Here is a 16,011-nt window from a genome sequence, read left to right on the forward strand (position 1 = left end):
ATAAATTTTAATATATCATTTTAATACCACGATTATGATACAAACAAATACCCCCTACACGCACACAGGAGTCGCTGTTTCCCTTACAGGGACTCTATTAGTAGAAATAGTAAACTGGCAAATGTTTAAAGACTTTGCTATTTATGAAATTGAAGATTCAATTATTTTGGAGAGTGGCGCAAAACACTTAATTAATTCACGCCAAAAAAGATTAGAGATTGTTGAGATAAATCAGTTCGATGCTTATTTAAGCACATTGGAGATTGATTTTGCTTCAATGCCAAAGTTTGAAAGAGAATGGCTTAAAGCTAAATTAGCTCTATTAGCATTTGTTCAAACAGATTTACTTGATGATAATATTCACACGATTTACAATTTGTTGCCCGAAAATTGGGTGTTGTCAGAATAATGCTAGGCTTCCTACTTTTCATAATCGCCTACCTGTTGTTTTGGCCGTTGTCGTTGCTAAACTTCTTTTTTGTAGAAGATAAAAAAGGCTATTTCCGTTCATCAGCAAAATCAATTGACATATTTGCCTGTAGAGAGTTTCGAACCTTTTGGAACAAAAAATTAATAACCAAAAACGGTTACAAGTTCGGCAAGGAAGGAGAAACGATTTCAAGTGCTTTGGGTAAAAACATACTACTTGGATCATTGACCAAAACAGGGAAAGTCCTCGTTTGGATTTTGAGTGAAAAACATTGCTTGGATGCAATATTTGAAATCCATTAGTTAGAAGGTATTTCTCAGGAGACGGGAAGTAAAAAGTAGTCCTCCAACAATTAAAAACTTCTCACGGATTTTAATTTTAGCACCAAAGCCAGCGTTGGAGGACATAAGTCTTCTAGTGCTGGCTTTTGCTATTTTATATAATCCGTGAGAGGTGCAAATATAGAATAATCAATCATCAATCAAAAATCAAATGAATAAGTATCACCAAATCTTAAACAAAATTATCACCAAAGGAAAGGTGCAACAAAACAAAAAGGGTTCAATCACTTACCTTTTGAACCAGCCGCTCGAACTAAAGCCAATTGACCTGTTGGAGCTGTTCGAGGGGCACGCTGTTGCACGAAAAAAGCTAAAAGATGAATTAGGTCTGTTTATGGCCGGTGAACGCTCTACGGAGGCATATCGTGATATTGGCGTAACGTGGTGGGATTATTGCGGGCCTATCCTTGTAAATAGCTATCCTACGTACTTTGAGCAGTTGCCACGGCTTATTGAACGCATCAATAAGGAAAAGCGCGCCTCAAAGAACTATGTGTTGTTCCTTGGTTCCAACAACACTGAGAGCAACCAACAGCCGTGCCTTAGCCTAATACAGTTTCAAATAGAGAAAGGAAAGCTCGTTGTAAGTGCTTACCAACGTAGTTCTGACGCTAATCTAGGCTTACCCGCGGACATCTATCACTTGTATCTCATAAGCAAACAAATTGCGCTGCCATTGAAGTCTATTACGTTGTTCCTGGGCAACGTTCATGTGTATGAGAATAATATTGAAGGGACTAAGGAGCTATTGAGCGGCGAATCGGTTAAATTTAATTTAAACGTTGGTTAAATGGTGTTTAAATTGTAGTTAAAAAGCCTGCACGGTAACGTACAGGCTTTGCTTGTTTTAGGTGAAAAAATGTACATTTCATTTTAGATTTGTGTACATTTTAATTTTGCGATTATAAATAAAGATAAAAATATAAGTTTTAACTTTCAAAATAGCATTTTTTAGTTAACAAAATGTTAATATATACTACTATGCGATACAAGATACTATCTTTTGAACATATATTTGTATAAGAAATTACTAGGTAAGTTGCTTTTTAATTTTCAACAATCAATTATTACTCAATCATCAATCAAAAAACGTAATCAAAAAAATCAAAAAAAATGGAAACTTCAACCGAAAGAAACATTGCCGCTCTGACCCATTTGAGCACTTTGACCCAATATTTTATTCCTTTTGGAAATTATATTTTTCCTATTGTATTTTGGACATCCAAAAAAGACCAATCGGAATTTGTAAACCATAACGGGAAACAAGCATTAAATTTTCAATTGAGCATATTAATTTACTCACTGGTTTTGGCGGTAATTGCTATTCCTATATTTCTTTATACCGTTTTGAAAAACATCTCTTTTAATGATATTATACATAATGTTGACGAAGATGTCATTTTTCAAAATTTTAATTATGCAGACAGTATAGGGATTTTGACAATTGCAGTTTTGGCACTTTTAATAATTGCCATTATTAAAATAGCCGAATTCTTTTTGGTCATCTATGCATCGGTCAAAGCTTCGAATGGCGAAGAATATAATTATCCGTTTACGATACCATTTTTGAAATAGGTTTTTTAAAGTAATTAGTCCTTAGTTGTTAGTCCTTAGTCTTTTGAAATTAAAAGGATTCATCTTTAACAATTAAAAAAAAAATAAAAGCTAACAACTAAGGACTAACAACTAAGGACTAATTACTAAGTACTATAATAATCATCAATCATCACCCGAGGCGCAGACGAATTGTTTGGAGCGTAGCGGAAAAAATCAAAAAATGAACAGTTTAATCAAAAAATCAACTCAAATTGCAACATTATGAACATTGAAAACACTAAAGCCCAGATGCGTAAAGGTGTTCTTGAGTTTTGTATCTTATCAGTTTTAAAAGAGAAAGACGCTTATACCTCAGAAATATTAGACACTTTAAAAAACGCTAAATTGTTGGTTGTGGAGGGTACCATCTATCCACTCTTGACCCGATTAAAAAACGATGGATTACTTAACTATCGTTGGGAAGAATCCACATCGGGACCGCCTAGAAAATACTATGGGCTGACCGAAATTGGACAAACTTTCCTAAAAGAATTGGATGGCACATGGACGGAACTGTCTGATGCCGTTAACTTAATAACCAACCAAAAATAATAGTCATGAACAAAACTGTAAACATAAATCTAGGTGGAATGTTCTTCCATATTGACGAAGATGCATACCAAAAATTAACCCGATATTTTGATGCAATAAAAAAATCACTGTCAAAATCATCTGGACAAGACGAAATTATCAAGGATATCGAAATGAGAGTTTCGGAATTATTGACTGAAAAACAAAAATCGGAAAAACACGTAGTGACTCTTAGAGAAGTAGACGAAGTGATTGCCGTTATGGGACAACCGGAGGATTACATTATTGAAGAAGATGGTCCAAGTCCAACAAATTACAGTACCTATTCGGCTCCAAGAACTACCAAAAAATTGTACCGCGACAAAGAAAACGGAATGATTGGTGGAGTTGCCACAGGTTTGGGGCACTATTTTGGGATTGATGCTGTATGGCTGAAAATTTTGTTTTTGGTATTCGTAATTGCTGGATTCGGAACAGGAATTTTGGTGTACATCATCCTTTGGATTGTAACTCCTGAGGCGGTAACAACCTCTGAAAAACTGGAAATGACCGGAGAACCAGTTACTATTTCGAACATCGAAAAAAAAGTTCGCGAGGAATTTGACAATGTTTCAGGCAAATTGAAAAATGTTGATTACGATAAATTTGGTAACCAAGTAAAGACTGGAGCTAATAAAATAGGCAGTGGACTAGGAGATTTCATAATGACTGTTTTTAAAGTTTTTGCAAAATTTCTTGGAGTATTATTGATAATGGGAGGTTTAACTGTTTTGGTTTTACTTCTGATAGGAATATTCACTTTGGGGACAAGCGTTTCAATGCATTATCCTTGGCAAAGCTTTGTCGAAGCCGGAAATTTGACTGATTATCCTGTTTGGGCTTTTGGTTTATTAATGTTTCTTGCTGTAGGTATCCCGTTCTTTTTCATGACATTATTAGGGTTCAAATTGTTGGCTCCCAATATGAAATCGATTGGAAATATTGCAAAATACACTTTATTGGGAGTTTGGTTAATCGCAGTGTCATTGGCTATATCTATTGGAATCAACCAGATGACAGCTTTTGCGATAAGCGGAAGAACCGTTAAAAAAGAGACAATTGCTTTAAAACCAGCAGATACACTGTTGATAAAATTCGTACACAATGATTACTTTGCCAAAGATGTAAACGATCGAAATGATTTTATGATTACAAAAGACTCTTCGGATAATGATATTATTTATTCTAATAATGTTCACATCAAAATCCAAAAATCAGATGAAAAATACGCCTATCTTCAAATTGATAAGGAAGCCAAAGGAAAGTCATTGACAGAAGCTAAAAAAAGATCGGAAGCAATTCGTTACGGCTATAAAATAATCGGGAACCAATTGATTTTGGATAATTATTTGATTACAGAATCCAAAAATAAATTTCGTGACCAAGAAGTAGAAATCATACTTTATTTACCAGAAGGAACTTTGTTTAAAACAGATTCTAGTGTTCAGGATTATGACTGGTCTGATGATGAATTTTTCAATCTTCATTATAGCTCAGACAAATACACTTACAAAGTAGATGAATCAAAAGTAAAATGCTTGGATTGTCCAGCCGATGAAAATGATCACGATGATTTGGAAAACAACGACAGCGAAACCAACGTGACCATTACAAAAAATGGTGTTACTATCGAAAAAGATTCGGTTGTTAAAACCAAAAAAGAATTTAAAGAATTGAAAATAAACAAAGACGGTATAATTATCAAAACAGAATAGTCATGATAAAAGTCATCACAATAATCACAAATTTCATAGTCGTTACTCTGATGGCCTTGCTTTTTGGGTCCTGTAACCAGATAGGAAATATGAATTCTATAACTGGCAGTGGTCACGTAACTACCGAAAAAAGGGAAGTTTCGGGTGATTTTAAAAGTGTAACCGTAAGCAATGCACTTGACCTTGTTATTGAACAATCAGACAAAACAGAAATCATTGTTGAGGCCGATGATAATTTGCAAAAAGAAATTACCACAAAAAACGAAAACGGCACGTTGGTAATTTCTTGTTCAAAAGGTAATTTTAATAATATCACTTCAAAAAAAATAACAGTAAAAATGCCTGTTATAGAGGGATTAGAAGCTTCTTCGGCAGCAACGATAAATTCTGGTACGACACTAAAAGGAATTATTCTTTCTTTAGTATCATCAAGTGGAGCATCCATACATGCCTCAGTCGAATACGAAATTATTCAATTGAACGGAAGCAGCGCGAGCAACCAGGACATTAAGGGTAAATCCTTACAAATTGAAGCAAAAACTTCTAGTGCAAGTGTTATTGATGCTACAGACCTATTAGCAAACTTAGTAGTGGCCAGTTCATCCAGCGGTGGTTCGATAACCGTGCAACCGATCGTAAAATTAAAAGCAGAAGCTTCAAGCGGAGGAAGTATTTCTTACAAAGGATCGCCAAAATCGGTTCAAAAAGAAGAAAGTTCAGGTGGAAGTATTCATCAGGATTAATCTGTCAAACTCAAAAAAATCAAAAATCACCTATCAAAATGGGTGATTTTTTTATATTTGCATCTCAACCCAAATTGTATAAAATGAAATATTCATGCTTATTTGTATTCTTCTTTTTAGCCACCACATTGACTATTGGTCAAAATAAAGAAAGAATAAAAGGTTCAAAAAATGTTGTTGAAAAAACGAAAGAAGTTGGAGAATTTTCTGCTGTGGAAATCGAAGACAATCTGACTGTTTTTCTAGAAAAAGGAGATAAAAACGAGATAAAAATTGATGCAGACGATAATATTCACGACAATATTACCTTTGATCTAAAAGAAAAATCACTTCGAATTTATACTTCAAAGGAAATTACCAATTTTAAAAAATTAGTTCTTAAAATTAAATATACCAGTGAATTACATTCGGTAGTGGCAAAAAATGCAACCGTTATAAACGCGCTTGAAACTGTTATGTTGGACAGTGTTTCGTTTAAATCATTGGATTTTTCCAAATTATATCTGAATGTCAGTTCAAAGAATTTTTCATTGGTCGCTGATGACAAATCCAAAGTTGAATTGAATTTGAAAGCCGAAAAAGCAAATATTCAATTGAACAAAACTGCCCAAGTAAAAGCTTTGATTGCCTCGACAGACGCTTCATTGGACTTGTCCGAAAAAGCGACCGCAATCATTGAAGGTGATGTTGTCAATGGTTTTATCAAACAAAACAACAATTCGATATTTACAGGAAATAATTTTACAATAAAAAATGCAGATGTTACAGCCAAAGGAGCTGCAATCTGTAATGTATTGGCTGATACCTCACTAATAATTGATGCTGATAATGCTTCTAAAATCTTTGTACTTGGTAAACCTAAAATAGAAGTTCGAAAATTTCTTGGCGAAGCACAGTTGATTAAAAAAGCGAAATAATAGCGTTTTTTCTTTCTCATAAAAAAAGTCCCAAATTTTAAATTGGGACTTTTTTTTTAACCTTTTAAACCTTTTGAAATTTTTTAAAAGTAATTTAATGCTATTGCAAATTAACTAATTACTTTTTCTTCCACTTCAGATTCTTTAGCGGCCAAATAACGCTCAGCATCCAAAGCAGCCATGCAACCTGTTCCGGCAGCAGTAATTGCCTGGCGATATACATGATCGGCAGCATCTCCGGCTACAAATACACCTTCTACGTTTGTTTTTGAAGTTCCTGGAACATTTATAATGTAACCAGTTTCATCAAGAGTAAGATAATCTCTGAAAATATCAGTATTTGGTTTATGGCCAATAGCAGCAAAGAAACCAGTTGCAGGAATGTCAAAAATTTCTCCAGTAGTTTTGTTTTTTGCTTTTACTCCATTTACTACTTGACCGTCTCCTAAAATCTCAACTGTATCGTGGTTCATCAAAATAGAAATATTTTCTGTTTTGCGAACGCGCGCTTCCATAATTTTGGACGCTCTGAATTTATCACTACGAACCAGCATTGTTACTTTGGAACATAATTTGGATAAATAATGAGCTTCTTCACAAGCCGAATCTCCAGCTCCTACAATTACAACTTCTTGATTTCTGTAGAAGAATCCGTCACAAACGGCACAAGCCGAAACTCCACCTCCCATTTTCAAATAATGTTGCTCTGATTCCAAACCTAAATATTTTGCTGAAGCTCCTGTTGAGATAATTACAGTTTCGCAATGCAATTCTATTTTGTCATTAATCCAGACTTTATGAATGTCTCCAGAGAAATCAACTTTGGTAGCCCATCCATCACGTACATCTGCACCAAAGCGTTGTGCCTGCTGTTGCAACTGAATCATCATTTCGGGACCGGTAACTCCATCTACATAACCTGGAAAATTTTCCACTTCATTGGTCGTTGTCAATTGACCTCCCGGCTGCATTCCTTGGTACAATACAGGATTCATGTTGGCTCTGGCGGCATATATCGCAGCAGTATAACCCGCTGGTCCGGAACCTATAATAAGGCATTTAATTTTTTCTATTGTATCTGACATAATTATATTTTTTTGAGTTACAAATGTAAACTTTATTACTAAAAAATACCTACCTAAATAAATCCAAAAAACTGATACAGAAATAAATTTTAATTATTTTAAAAAAATGTTTTGAAAAGCAGAATAAAAACCTATCTTTGCACTCGCTTTTCGGGGTGTAGCGTAGCCCGGTTATCGCGCCTGCTTTGGGAGCAGGAGGCCGCAGGTTCGAATCCTGCCACCCCGACAAAAAGCCGAACAGTGATGTTCGGCTTTTTTTGTGCCAAAAAAAGTTCCGTAAAACCGATAGTTAAAAATCGGATCAATCCTAAAACCTGTGGGGAAGTAAAATTTATGCATAGATATTGGTTAGCCTGAAAAGGAAGAATCCAATGTTTCTAAGGATCAATCCCAAAACCTGTGGGGAAGTAAAATTTATGCATAGATATTGGTTAGCCTGAAAAGGAAGAATCCAATGTTTCTAACCCCTCTAAATTGAGATCTAAACGCTTTTATTTTTGCATTAAAAGATTCAGCTGAAGCATTGGTACTTCTGTTATCAAAATAATTCAAGATTGTTTGATAGTGATTCTCTATTGATCGTGAGATTGTGTTAAAGGATTTAAATCCGGATTGATTTACTTTCTCGTGCCATTTAGCCAATCTTGAGAGTCCAATAATTTTATTCTGTGTATTCTCGAAGATGTTTCTTAAGTCTTGAGCTAATTCATATGCTTTTTGGATTTCAGGATATAAATCGAACAATATTATAGCTCTAATTATTTGGCTTTTTGACCATTTAGACTTGTTTTTGTTGAGAAAGTGCCGGCTTCTGGCTAATAATTGCTTATTGGTATCTCCATTTGATAACATTTGAGATTCGTACTTAATTTTACTGCTTTTAGCCTTCTCAATAGCTTCGTTTTCTAGGTCTATCGCTTGCCAACGGTATTTTACTCTGATTTCTTGTAAAGCGTCTAGTGCTAGTTTTTGAACATGGAAACGGTCGGTGACTTGAATTGCATTTGGAAAACATTTCTTGGCTATTAATCCCATATTTGCTGCCATATCCAAAGTAATTTCTTTGACTTGCTTGCGCTGTTTGATTGGGATTTGTTCAATGAAAGATATTACCGTTTCCGCTTTAGTTCCAGCAATCATAGCAACTATGGTTCCTTTTCTTCCTTTAGCCGCTTTGTTGGTTACAACGGTATATAGTTCGCCATTGGAGAGGGAAGTTTCATCTATTGACAAGCGTTTGCCTATATTTTGGGGAAAGAGAAGCCATTTTTCCGCATGTTTGAGTTGATCCCAAGCTTTGAAATTACTTAAAAACTCTTTGTATTGATATTGTAAATTTCTACCTGAAACTCCATAGAAAGAGGCAATGGCATTACAATCATTTGGTTTGGAATCTATTGATCTCTTTTAAAAAAGACGCAAACTCTTGTGTTACTCGAGTGCCGTCCGCTACTAAACTCCAATCTCTAAACGCCACTTTTCCAGTGTCTTGGTTAAGCCATCTTCTGCGAGTGATATGCAAATACACTTGGTGTCCTCGGATAGGAAAATCCTGCACCGTTATCTCATCAAAGAATCCTTTTGAACTTAATTTAGACGCCCTGTATTCTTTAGGAACTGAATTAATCTCTCTAAGGTACAGATGAAGTATCTCATCTCCTTTTTCATAAGAAGTAAGTTCAAAATAATCTACAATTATTTCAGGTAATAACAATTTAAGTAAGTCGATAAAGGAATCTTGCATTGGCATATAATATGAAATGACAAATGTCTAGATTTTTAAATTTCTCCACAACTTTTCGTCTTGATCCTAAAAATCCTTTTGGGGTATAAATAAAAAAAGCTTCGTTTACTGAAAACGAAGCTTTTTTTTTGATATAAGGCAATACTGAATTAATAATTATTATAGAAAACAACCTTATCTTCAAAAATTTGAGAGTTGTATTCTTTGGGGTACCGAATAAAAATCTGAATCCAAAAATAGCAAAAACTATAACGAAGTAGTCTTAAAAATATATTAAAGTTTTACTGAGTAAAAAGAGATTAATCGAATTTGGAAATTTTATTCTTAAAAAAAGATGACAATTTGACATTTTATAAGTTTTGGCAGTACTTTTGCAATCAAATAAACAATAAAAACATGTTTAAGAATATTTTTAAAAATAAAAGTAATATGACTACAGAAAATACAGAATTCGATCAAGAATTAGATGACGCGACTTTAGAGACTAATGCTAACGGAGAGCAACTTATTATTGAAGAATTAAGTGTTGAAGAGCAATTAACTCAAGACTTAGCCAAAGAAAAAGATAAGTTTTTGAGATTATTCGCTGAATTTGAAAATTACAAAAGACGTACGGCAAAGGAAAGAATAGAATTGTTCAAAACTGCCAATCAGGAAGTATTGCTTGCCATGTTACCAGTATTGGATGATTTTGACAGAGCAATTGTTGAAATCAGTAAGTCCGAAGATGAATCATTGGTTAAAGGTGTGGAATTGATTCACGAAAAACTAAAAGGAACTTTGGTTGCCAAAGGATTAGAGCAAGTTGAGGTAAGTGTTGGTGATTCTTTCAATGCTGATTTTGCTGAGGCTATTACTCAAATTCCAGCTCCTTCTGAGGATATGAAAGGGAAAATTATTGATGTTCTTGAAAAAGGATACAAATTAGGAGACAAAATTATTCGTTTTCCAAAAGTAGTGACTGGGAGCTAAAAAAATAAAATCCTAAAAATAAAATCCCAAATTCCAAATCTTTTGAGCTAATGTGTTTTTTGATGAAAAAGGATTAGTTTGCTAAGTTGGGATTTTGAATTTAAGATATTGGAATTTACTTTAAATTATTATGAAAAAAGATTTTTACGAAATATTAGGCATTTCAAAAGGTGCAGATGCTGCCGAAATTAAAAAGGCTTATCGAAAATGCGCATTGAAATACCATCCTGACAAGAATCCTGGAGACAAAGAGGCAGAAGAAAACTTTAAATTAGCTGCCGAAGCATACGAAGTATTGAGTGATCCTGCCAAAAAAGCAAAATATGACCAATATGGACACCAAGCATTTGACGGTTCTGGAGGATTTGGCGGAGGTCACATGAATATGGATGATATCTTTAGTCAATTTGGAGATATCTTCGGTGGTGGTTTTGGTGGTTTTGGCGGAGGAGGAGGTGGTCCTCGTCGTGCAAAAGGAAGCAATTTGCGTATTAAAGTAAAATTGACTCTTGAAGAAATAGCCAATGGTGTTGAGAAAAAAGTAAAAGTAAAGCGTAAAGTTCAGGCTCCGGGTGTTACTTACAAAACTTGTTCTACCTGTAACGGTCAAGGTCAGGTGATGCGAGTTACCAATACTATTTTGGGTAGAATGCAATCAGCTTCAACTTGTCCTACTTGTGGTGGTTCTGGTCAGATTTTGGACAAAAAGCCAAGTAATGCCGATTCTCAGGGAATGGTTGTGGAAGACGAGACTGTTTCTATAAAAATTCCTGCTGGTGTTGTAGACGGAATGCAATTGAAAGTTTCCGGAAAAGGTAATGATGCTCCAGGAAACAGCGTTCCGGGTGATTTGATTGTAGTTATTGAGGAGGTTGAACACGAATTCCTGAAACGTGAAGGTGAAAATCTGCATTACGATTTGTACATCAGTTTTGCCGAAGCTGTTCTTGGAATTTCAAAAGATATTGATGCCGTAAACGGAAAAGTGAGAATCAAACTGGAAGAAGGTATTCAATCCGGTAAGATTCTTAGATTAAAAGGAAAAGGTATTCCAAGTATCAATGGTTACGGAAGCGGAGATTTATTGGTACACGTAAATGTTTGGACACCAAAAACTTTGAACAAAGAACAAAAACAGTTTTTTGAAAAAGCATTGACGGATGACAACTTTACTCCAAATCCTGAAAAATCTGAAAAATCATTTTTTGAAAAAGTTAAAGATATGTTTTCTTAATTCTTTTGAAGAAAAAAATACAAACCCATCCTTTATTCACTTAGGATGGGTTTTTTGTTACCTAAATAGAAGTTTTTCGGTTTGAAATTTTTTACTTTTGACACCAATTAAAAAACAAGCATGAGTACTATTCTCGAAGTAAATAAAGTAGTAAAGCAATACGGTGATTATGTAGCACTTAACGAGGTATCATTGACTGTTCCCCGAGGTAGTATATACGGTCTTTTAGGTCCAAATGGAGCAGGAAAAACATCATTGATCCGAATTATCAACCAAATTACGATGCCCGATAGTGGCAAAATTATTCTTGATGGCGAAATACTTCAGCCCAAACACATACAACACATCGGTTATCTTCCAGAAGAAAGAGGTTTGTACAGCAGTATGAAAGTTGGTGAGCAGTGTTTGTATCTGGCTCAAATGAAGGGATTGTCCAAAGCCGAAGCCAAAAAACAGCTTGAATATTGGTTTGACCGTTTGGGAATACAAGGTTGGTGGAATAAGAAAATTCAGGAACTCTCCAAAGGAATGGCTCAGAAAATTCAGTTTGTGGTTTGCGTTTTGCATAAACCTAAATTGTTGATTTTTGATGAACCTTTCTCTGGATTTGATCCGGTAAATGCTAATGTCATCAAAGATGAAATTTTGGCATTGAAAGAATCTGGAACCACCATTATTTTTTCTACACACCGAATGGAAAGCGTTGAAGAATTGTGTGATCATATTGCGCTTATCCACAAATCAAATAAACTGATTGAAGGAAAACTTATTGATGTAAAAAGAAAATACAAAACCAATACTTTTGAAGTTGGTGTCCTGTCGGATAATGTGGAAGGTCTGATGTATGATGTAACCCAGAAATTTAAAGTAGGCGAGGCGAGTTTTAAATCTTTGAATGACGAAATAAAACTCGAGATTCAACTCGGGAATGCCACACCAAACGAATTACTGCATGTCTTATCACAGCGCGGTCAGGTGATGCATTTTGTCGAAAAAATTCCAAGTGTGAATGATATTTTTATTCAAACTGTAACAGAAAATAAAAATCAATAAGAAAATTCCAAATTCCAAAGTATTGGGTTTTGGAATTTTGAAATTTGTAATTTACGAAGCATGAGTATTATTTCATTAATTATAAAAAGAGAATTTGTTGCCAAAGTTCGCAATAGGTCATTTATTGTCATGACTTTTTTGAGTCCGTTGCTGTTTGTTGCAGTTGCCGGGTTTGTTGCGTATTTGAGTTCCATGAAACCCGAAACAAAACTCATTGGCATTCATGACGAATCAGGTTTGTTTGTCAATGAATTCATGGCACAAAACCATAAAAACAGTGAGTATAAATACCTGGATTACTCCAAAATTAATCTTCAGGTGTTGAAAGACAGTATTACAAGAGAAAATTATGAGGCCTTGCTTTATGTGCCAAAAACGGCTGTAAATAAAGACTTGGAGACAAAAATCATGTTGGTTTCGAATGAAAGTCCAAGCATTGTTTTTATAGAAAAAACCCAAAGAATTATTGCTGATAAATTGACAAAGACTAATTTGGAAAATGCCCATTTGGATACTTTGACAATAAAAAAAGCCCAAGCCAACGTGGTTCTGAATTTGATTAAGGCTTCGGGAGAGGAAAGTATTAAGGGACTCAATGAAATTAAAATTGCAATAGGAGCTGCTTTTGGTTATTTGATTATGATGTTTATAATCATTTATGGAAATATGGTGATGCGCAGTGTCATCGAAGAAAAAACCAATCGCATTGTGGAGATTATTATTTCTTCGGTAAAACCATTCCAGCTTATGATGGGAAAAATTATCGGGACTTCATTGGCCGGTTTGTTGCAATTTTTGATTTGGACCCTTATCGGTTTATCACTAATGTTTGCGGCTTCAGCATTTTTTGGTGTCAATATTGGGGCAACTTCGAGTGTTTCTCCAGAGGTGGTTCATATGGCCGAACAGGAATTTACAGGAACAGCCCAAATGTATATCAGGGAAATATGGAATCTGCCTATCGCCAGTATTTTAATCAGTTTTATAGTTTATTTCATAGGAGGATATTTTTTATACAGTTCTTTTTATGCCGCAATTGGGGCTGCAGTTGATAATCAAACAGACTCGCAGCAATTTCTTTTGCCAATTATAATGCCATTGATGCTTAGTGTTTACATCGGTTTTTTTACGGTTATCAATAATCCGCACGGGACGGTTGCAGTGGTGTTCTCGATGATACCGCTTACATCCCCGATAGTGATGCTTATGCGTATTCCTTTTGGTGTGCCATGGTGGCAAATTGCAATTTCCGTATCTTTGTTGTTTGCAACATTTTTTGGAGTGGTTTGGTTTGCCGGAAAAATTTACAGAGTTGGAATTTTGATGTATGGAAAAAAACCGAGTTGGAAAGAATTGTATAAATGGCTTAAATATTAGAGAGAAGTTGCTAAGTTATTGAGTAGCTAAGATTCTAAGTTTTTTAAAGCATTGAATTTAAAAATAACAAAAAGAAAGTTATTGAAATTCTAAGTTGGTAAGTTTTAGAAAACTTAGTAACTTAGAATCTTAGAGACTTAGAAACTTAAAAAAACAATGAGCAAAATTTTAATTATCGAAGACGAAGAAGCCATCAGAAGGGTATTAGCCAAAATTCTTTGTGAAGAAAATGAATCTTATGAAGTTGATGTAGCCGAAGATGGAGTTGCAGGTCTGGGAAAAATAAAAGAAAACGACTATGACTTGGTCTTGTGCGACATAAAGATGCCAAAAATGGACGGTGTCGAATTGCTGGAGGCCGTAAAAAAAATAGATACCGAGATTCCTATTGTTATGATATCAGGTCATGGCGATATGGAAACTGCAATAAATACCATGCGTCTTGGTGCATTTGATTATATTTCGAAACCACCGGATTTGAACCGATTATTGAATACGGTTCGAAATGCTTTAGACCGAAAAAAATTGGCGGTTGAGAATAAAATTCTTAAGAAAAAAGTTAGTAAAAAATATGAAATTATAGGAGATAGCGAAACAATCAATCTCGTGAAAGTCATGATTGATAAAGTCGCTCAAACCGATGCGAGAGTTTTGATAACCGGTCCCAATGGAACGGGGAAAGAATTGGTTGCGCATCAATTGCACGACAAAAGCGATCGTTCTAGCGCTCCTATGGTAGAGGTCAACTGTGCAGCCATTCCTAGTGAATTAATCGAAAGTGAATTGTTTGGACACGTAAAAGGTGCTTTTACTTCGGCGGTGAAAGATCGTGCGGGAAAATTTGAGGTAGCCAATAAAGGGACTATTTTCCTTGATGAAATTGGTGATATGAGTTTGTCTGCACAAGCCAAAGTTTTGAGGGCTTTGCAGGAAGGAATCATAACGAGAGTAGGAGCAGACAACGATATAAAAGTTGATGTACGGGTGATTGCGGCTACCAATAAAGATTTAAAAAGCGAAATAGAAGCGGGTCGTTTTAGAGAAGATTTATACCATCGTTTGGCTGTGATTCTGATAAAAGTTCCGTCATTAAATGACAGAAGAGATGATATCCCTTCGTTGATTGAACATTTTGCTTCTAAAATTGCGGGCGAACAAGGAAATGCTGTCAAACATTTTTCTGCAGATGCGATTAATTTATTGAAGAAATACGATTGGACTGGAAACATCAGGGAATTGCGCAACGTGGTGGAACGATTGATAATCCTTGGTGGAAACGAAATTTCAGAAAGTGATGTCAAAGCTTTTGCAAGTAAATAAATTACATTAATTTAATGATTGAAAGATTTAATGATTGAAAGATTCTTTGTTTGGTTTTTTCAATTTTTCAATTTTTTAATCTTTAAATTTTTCAATATATAAGAAATGAAACTAAAGAAAATAAATCAAGTATTGCAGGAAGCCTTAATCGATTGTGGGTTGACGGAAGCCAATGAAATGCAAAAAGAAACTTTTTCAACCATAAAAAGTGGTGCTGATGCGATTATCGTTTCTTCCAAAAGTTCTGGAAAATCAACCGCTATTGTGATTAATGTTATTCAGCAATTGGTTTGTGAAGGAGAGGAATCCCCTCGAGCCTTAATAATTGTGGAAGACAAAGCCAAAGTTCAGGAGTTGGAAAGTCTTTTTGAAAAATTTGGAAAATTTACCAATTTGAGGGTTTACGGTGTTCATGAAAAAGGCGATATGGATTATGATAAAAATTATATTTCGGCAGGTATCGATGTTCTTATTGGGACTCCAATTAAGTTGAGTGATATGTTTAGTACAGCTGGATATAATGTAAACCGATTGAGAATGTTTATTCTCGATGACGCTGACGAGATTCTGAAAATGCGCCATGAAACAAAAATCATGCGAATTTCAAACAGTATTGCCAAAACTCAGCGTCTTGTTTTTACTGATCGTTTGACTGAACGAATTGAAATTCTAGCCGACAAAATGTTGGTTGAGCCTTATGTTTTTGATTTTGAAGAGGAATACGACGAAGAGGAATATGACCAAGATGAAGAAGATTTTGATGAAGAAGAATCAGTTACACCAGATGTAGATGATTTTGAAGAAGAGGAAGAAATTGATGGTGAAGAAGAGGAATAATTAATAAATCAGAAGACGGGAAGCTGGATTTGTAGTAGCAATAATTTCATGCTTTTTTTGTTTAATGATTTGAGATG

At 34.9% G+C, this 16,011-nt stretch carries 17 protein-coding genes and 1 tRNA gene; 15 read left to right on the forward strand and 3 right to left on the reverse strand.

Annotated elements, in window-relative coordinates:
• Positions 1-34 precede the first annotated feature (34 nt).
• The 8 genes from EM308_RS08470 (at position 35) to EM308_RS08505 (ending at position 6,312) form a co-directional block, all read left to right on the forward strand.
• Positions 35-409 carry a hypothetical protein gene (locus EM308_RS08470; RefSeq protein WP_035635634.1) on the forward strand — a complete coding sequence of 125 codons (375 nt, stop codon included), beginning with the start codon at positions 35-37 and terminating at the stop codon, positions 407-409.
• Positions 409-732, forward strand: a complete 324-nt coding sequence (locus EM308_RS08475; RefSeq protein WP_035635636.1) for a hypothetical protein — start codon at positions 409-411, stop codon at positions 730-732. Before EM308_RS08470 ends, EM308_RS08475 begins: the two co-directional genes overlap by 1 nt.
• Positions 733-922: 190 nt before the next feature.
• Complete coding sequence (locus EM308_RS08480; protein ID WP_035635639.1) at positions 923-1,561, forward strand: thymidylate synthase; 639 nt, start codon at positions 923-925, stop codon at positions 1,559-1,561.
• 323 nt (positions 1,562-1,884) lie between these two features.
• Entirely contained in the window at positions 1,885-2,346 is a 462-nt protein-coding gene (locus EM308_RS08485; RefSeq protein ID WP_035640833.1) for a DUF4870 domain-containing protein, read from the forward strand.
• A 243-nt stretch (positions 2,347-2,589) separates the two neighbouring features.
• Positions 2,590-2,919 carry a PadR family transcriptional regulator gene (locus tag EM308_RS08490; protein ID WP_035640831.1) on the forward strand — a complete coding sequence of 110 codons (330 nt, stop codon included), beginning with the start codon at positions 2,590-2,592 and terminating at the stop codon, positions 2,917-2,919.
• Positions 2,920-2,924: 5 nt separating this feature from the next.
• Positions 2,925-4,652: a PspC domain-containing protein gene (locus EM308_RS08495; RefSeq protein WP_035640828.1), complete on the forward strand. Its 1,728-nt coding sequence runs from the start codon at positions 2,925-2,927 to the stop codon at positions 4,650-4,652.
• A 2-nt stretch (positions 4,653-4,654) separates the two neighbouring features.
• Positions 4,655-5,395, forward strand: coding sequence for a head GIN domain-containing protein (locus EM308_RS08500; RefSeq protein ID WP_035640826.1), 741 nt, complete (start codon positions 4,655-4,657; stop codon positions 5,393-5,395).
• An 83-nt stretch (positions 5,396-5,478) separates the two neighbouring features.
• Complete coding sequence (locus tag EM308_RS08505; protein WP_035640836.1) at positions 5,479-6,312, forward strand: GIN domain-containing protein; 834 nt, start codon at positions 5,479-5,481, stop codon at positions 6,310-6,312.
• A 110-nt stretch (positions 6,313-6,422) separates the two neighbouring features.
• On the opposite strand, the gene trxB is transcribed toward EM308_RS08505, so the two are convergent.
• Positions 6,423-7,397 carry a thioredoxin-disulfide reductase gene (gene trxB, locus EM308_RS08510; protein ID WP_035640823.1) on the reverse strand — a complete coding sequence of 325 codons (975 nt, stop codon included), beginning with the start codon at positions 7,395-7,397 and terminating at the stop codon, positions 6,423-6,425.
• Between the two features lie 151 nt (positions 7,398-7,548).
• On the opposite strand from trxB, the gene EM308_RS08515 reads away from it, so the two are divergent.
• Positions 7,549-7,623: transfer RNA gene (locus EM308_RS08515), tRNA-Pro, on the forward strand.
• Positions 7,624-7,811: 188 nt separating this feature from the next.
• Here EM308_RS08515 and EM308_RS08520 read toward each other — a convergent pair.
• Together EM308_RS08520 and EM308_RS08525 are read right to left on the reverse strand one after the other, a co-directional pair.
• Positions 7,812-8,795 carry an ISAon1 family transposase gene (locus EM308_RS08520; protein ID WP_070261769.1) on the reverse strand — a complete coding sequence of 328 codons (984 nt, stop codon included), beginning with the start codon at positions 8,793-8,795 and terminating at the stop codon, positions 7,812-7,814.
• On the reverse strand, positions 8,776-9,141 hold the full coding sequence (locus EM308_RS08525; RefSeq protein WP_070261923.1) for an ISAon1 family transposase N-terminal region protein: 366 nt from the start codon (positions 9,139-9,141) through the stop codon (positions 8,776-8,778). Before EM308_RS08525 ends, EM308_RS08520 begins: the two co-directional genes overlap by 20 nt.
• A gap of 429 nt (positions 9,142-9,570) precedes the next feature.
• Here EM308_RS08525 and EM308_RS08530 point away from each other — a divergent pair, with 429 nt between their 5' ends.
• The 6 genes from EM308_RS08530 (at position 9,571) to EM308_RS08555 (ending at position 15,934) form a co-directional block, all read left to right on the forward strand.
• Entirely contained in the window at positions 9,571-10,113 is a 543-nt protein-coding gene (locus EM308_RS08530) for a nucleotide exchange factor GrpE (protein WP_394332831.1), read from the forward strand.
• A 130-nt stretch (positions 10,114-10,243) separates the two neighbouring features.
• Entirely contained in the window at positions 10,244-11,347 is a 1,104-nt protein-coding gene (dnaJ, locus tag EM308_RS08535) for a molecular chaperone DnaJ (RefSeq protein WP_035637929.1), read from the forward strand.
• A gap of 120 nt (positions 11,348-11,467) precedes the next feature.
• Positions 11,468-12,400, forward strand: a complete 933-nt coding sequence (locus tag EM308_RS08540) for an ABC transporter ATP-binding protein (protein WP_035637931.1) — start codon at positions 11,468-11,470, stop codon at positions 12,398-12,400.
• Positions 12,401-12,460: 60 nt separating this feature from the next.
• On the forward strand, positions 12,461-13,777 hold the full coding sequence (locus EM308_RS08545; RefSeq protein ID WP_035637933.1) for an ABC transporter permease: 1,317 nt from the start codon (positions 12,461-12,463) through the stop codon (positions 13,775-13,777).
• A 156-nt stretch (positions 13,778-13,933) separates the two neighbouring features.
• Positions 13,934-15,097 carry a sigma-54-dependent transcriptional regulator gene (locus tag EM308_RS08550; RefSeq protein ID WP_035637935.1) on the forward strand — a complete coding sequence of 388 codons (1,164 nt, stop codon included), beginning with the start codon at positions 13,934-13,936 and terminating at the stop codon, positions 15,095-15,097.
• Between the two features lie 105 nt (positions 15,098-15,202).
• Positions 15,203-15,934, forward strand: a complete 732-nt coding sequence (locus tag EM308_RS08555) for a DEAD/DEAH box helicase (RefSeq protein WP_081907306.1) — start codon at positions 15,203-15,205, stop codon at positions 15,932-15,934.
• Positions 15,935-16,011: the final 77 nt, after the last annotated feature.

The organism is Flavobacterium gilvum, from assembly GCF_001761465.1.
GTDB lineage: Bacteria > Bacteroidota > Bacteroidia > Flavobacteriales > Flavobacteriaceae > Flavobacterium > Flavobacterium gilvum.

Bases quoted from the DNA above. Each gene is read 5' to 3' on its own strand.
- EM308_RS08470 (WP_035635634.1), top strand. From the start codon at position 35: ATGATACAAACAAATACCCCCTACACGCACACAGGAGTCGCTGTTTCC.
- EM308_RS08475 (WP_035635636.1), top strand. From the start codon at position 409: ATGCTAGGCTTCCTACTTTTCATAATCGCCTACCTGTTGTTTTGGCCG.
- EM308_RS08480 (WP_035635639.1), top strand. From the start codon at position 923: ATGAATAAGTATCACCAAATCTTAAACAAAATTATCACCAAAGGAAAG.
- EM308_RS08485 (WP_035640833.1), top strand. From the start codon at position 1,885: ATGGAAACTTCAACCGAAAGAAACATTGCCGCTCTGACCCATTTGAGC.
- EM308_RS08490 (WP_035640831.1), top strand. From the start codon at position 2,590: ATGAACATTGAAAACACTAAAGCCCAGATGCGTAAAGGTGTTCTTGAG.
- EM308_RS08495 (WP_035640828.1), top strand. From the start codon at position 2,925: ATGAACAAAACTGTAAACATAAATCTAGGTGGAATGTTCTTCCATATT.
- EM308_RS08500 (WP_035640826.1), top strand. From the start codon at position 4,655: ATGATAAAAGTCATCACAATAATCACAAATTTCATAGTCGTTACTCTG.
- EM308_RS08505 (WP_035640836.1), top strand. From the start codon at position 5,479: ATGAAATATTCATGCTTATTTGTATTCTTCTTTTTAGCCACCACATTG.
- trxB (WP_035640823.1), bottom strand. From the start codon at position 7,397: ATGTCAGATACAATAGAAAAAATTAAATGCCTTATTATAGGTTCCGGA.
- EM308_RS08525 (WP_070261923.1), bottom strand. From the start codon at position 9,141: ATGCAAGATTCCTTTATCGACTTACTTAAATTGTTATTACCTGAAATA.
- EM308_RS08530 (WP_394332831.1), top strand. From the start codon at position 9,571: ATGACTACAGAAAATACAGAATTCGATCAAGAATTAGATGACGCGACT.
- dnaJ (WP_035637929.1), top strand. From the start codon at position 10,244: ATGAAAAAAGATTTTTACGAAATATTAGGCATTTCAAAAGGTGCAGAT.
- EM308_RS08540 (WP_035637931.1), top strand. From the start codon at position 11,468: ATGAGTACTATTCTCGAAGTAAATAAAGTAGTAAAGCAATACGGTGAT.
- EM308_RS08545 (WP_035637933.1), top strand. From the start codon at position 12,461: ATGAGTATTATTTCATTAATTATAAAAAGAGAATTTGTTGCCAAAGTT.
- EM308_RS08550 (WP_035637935.1), top strand. From the start codon at position 13,934: ATGAGCAAAATTTTAATTATCGAAGACGAAGAAGCCATCAGAAGGGTA.
- EM308_RS08555 (WP_081907306.1), top strand. From the start codon at position 15,203: ATGAAACTAAAGAAAATAAATCAAGTATTGCAGGAAGCCTTAATCGAT.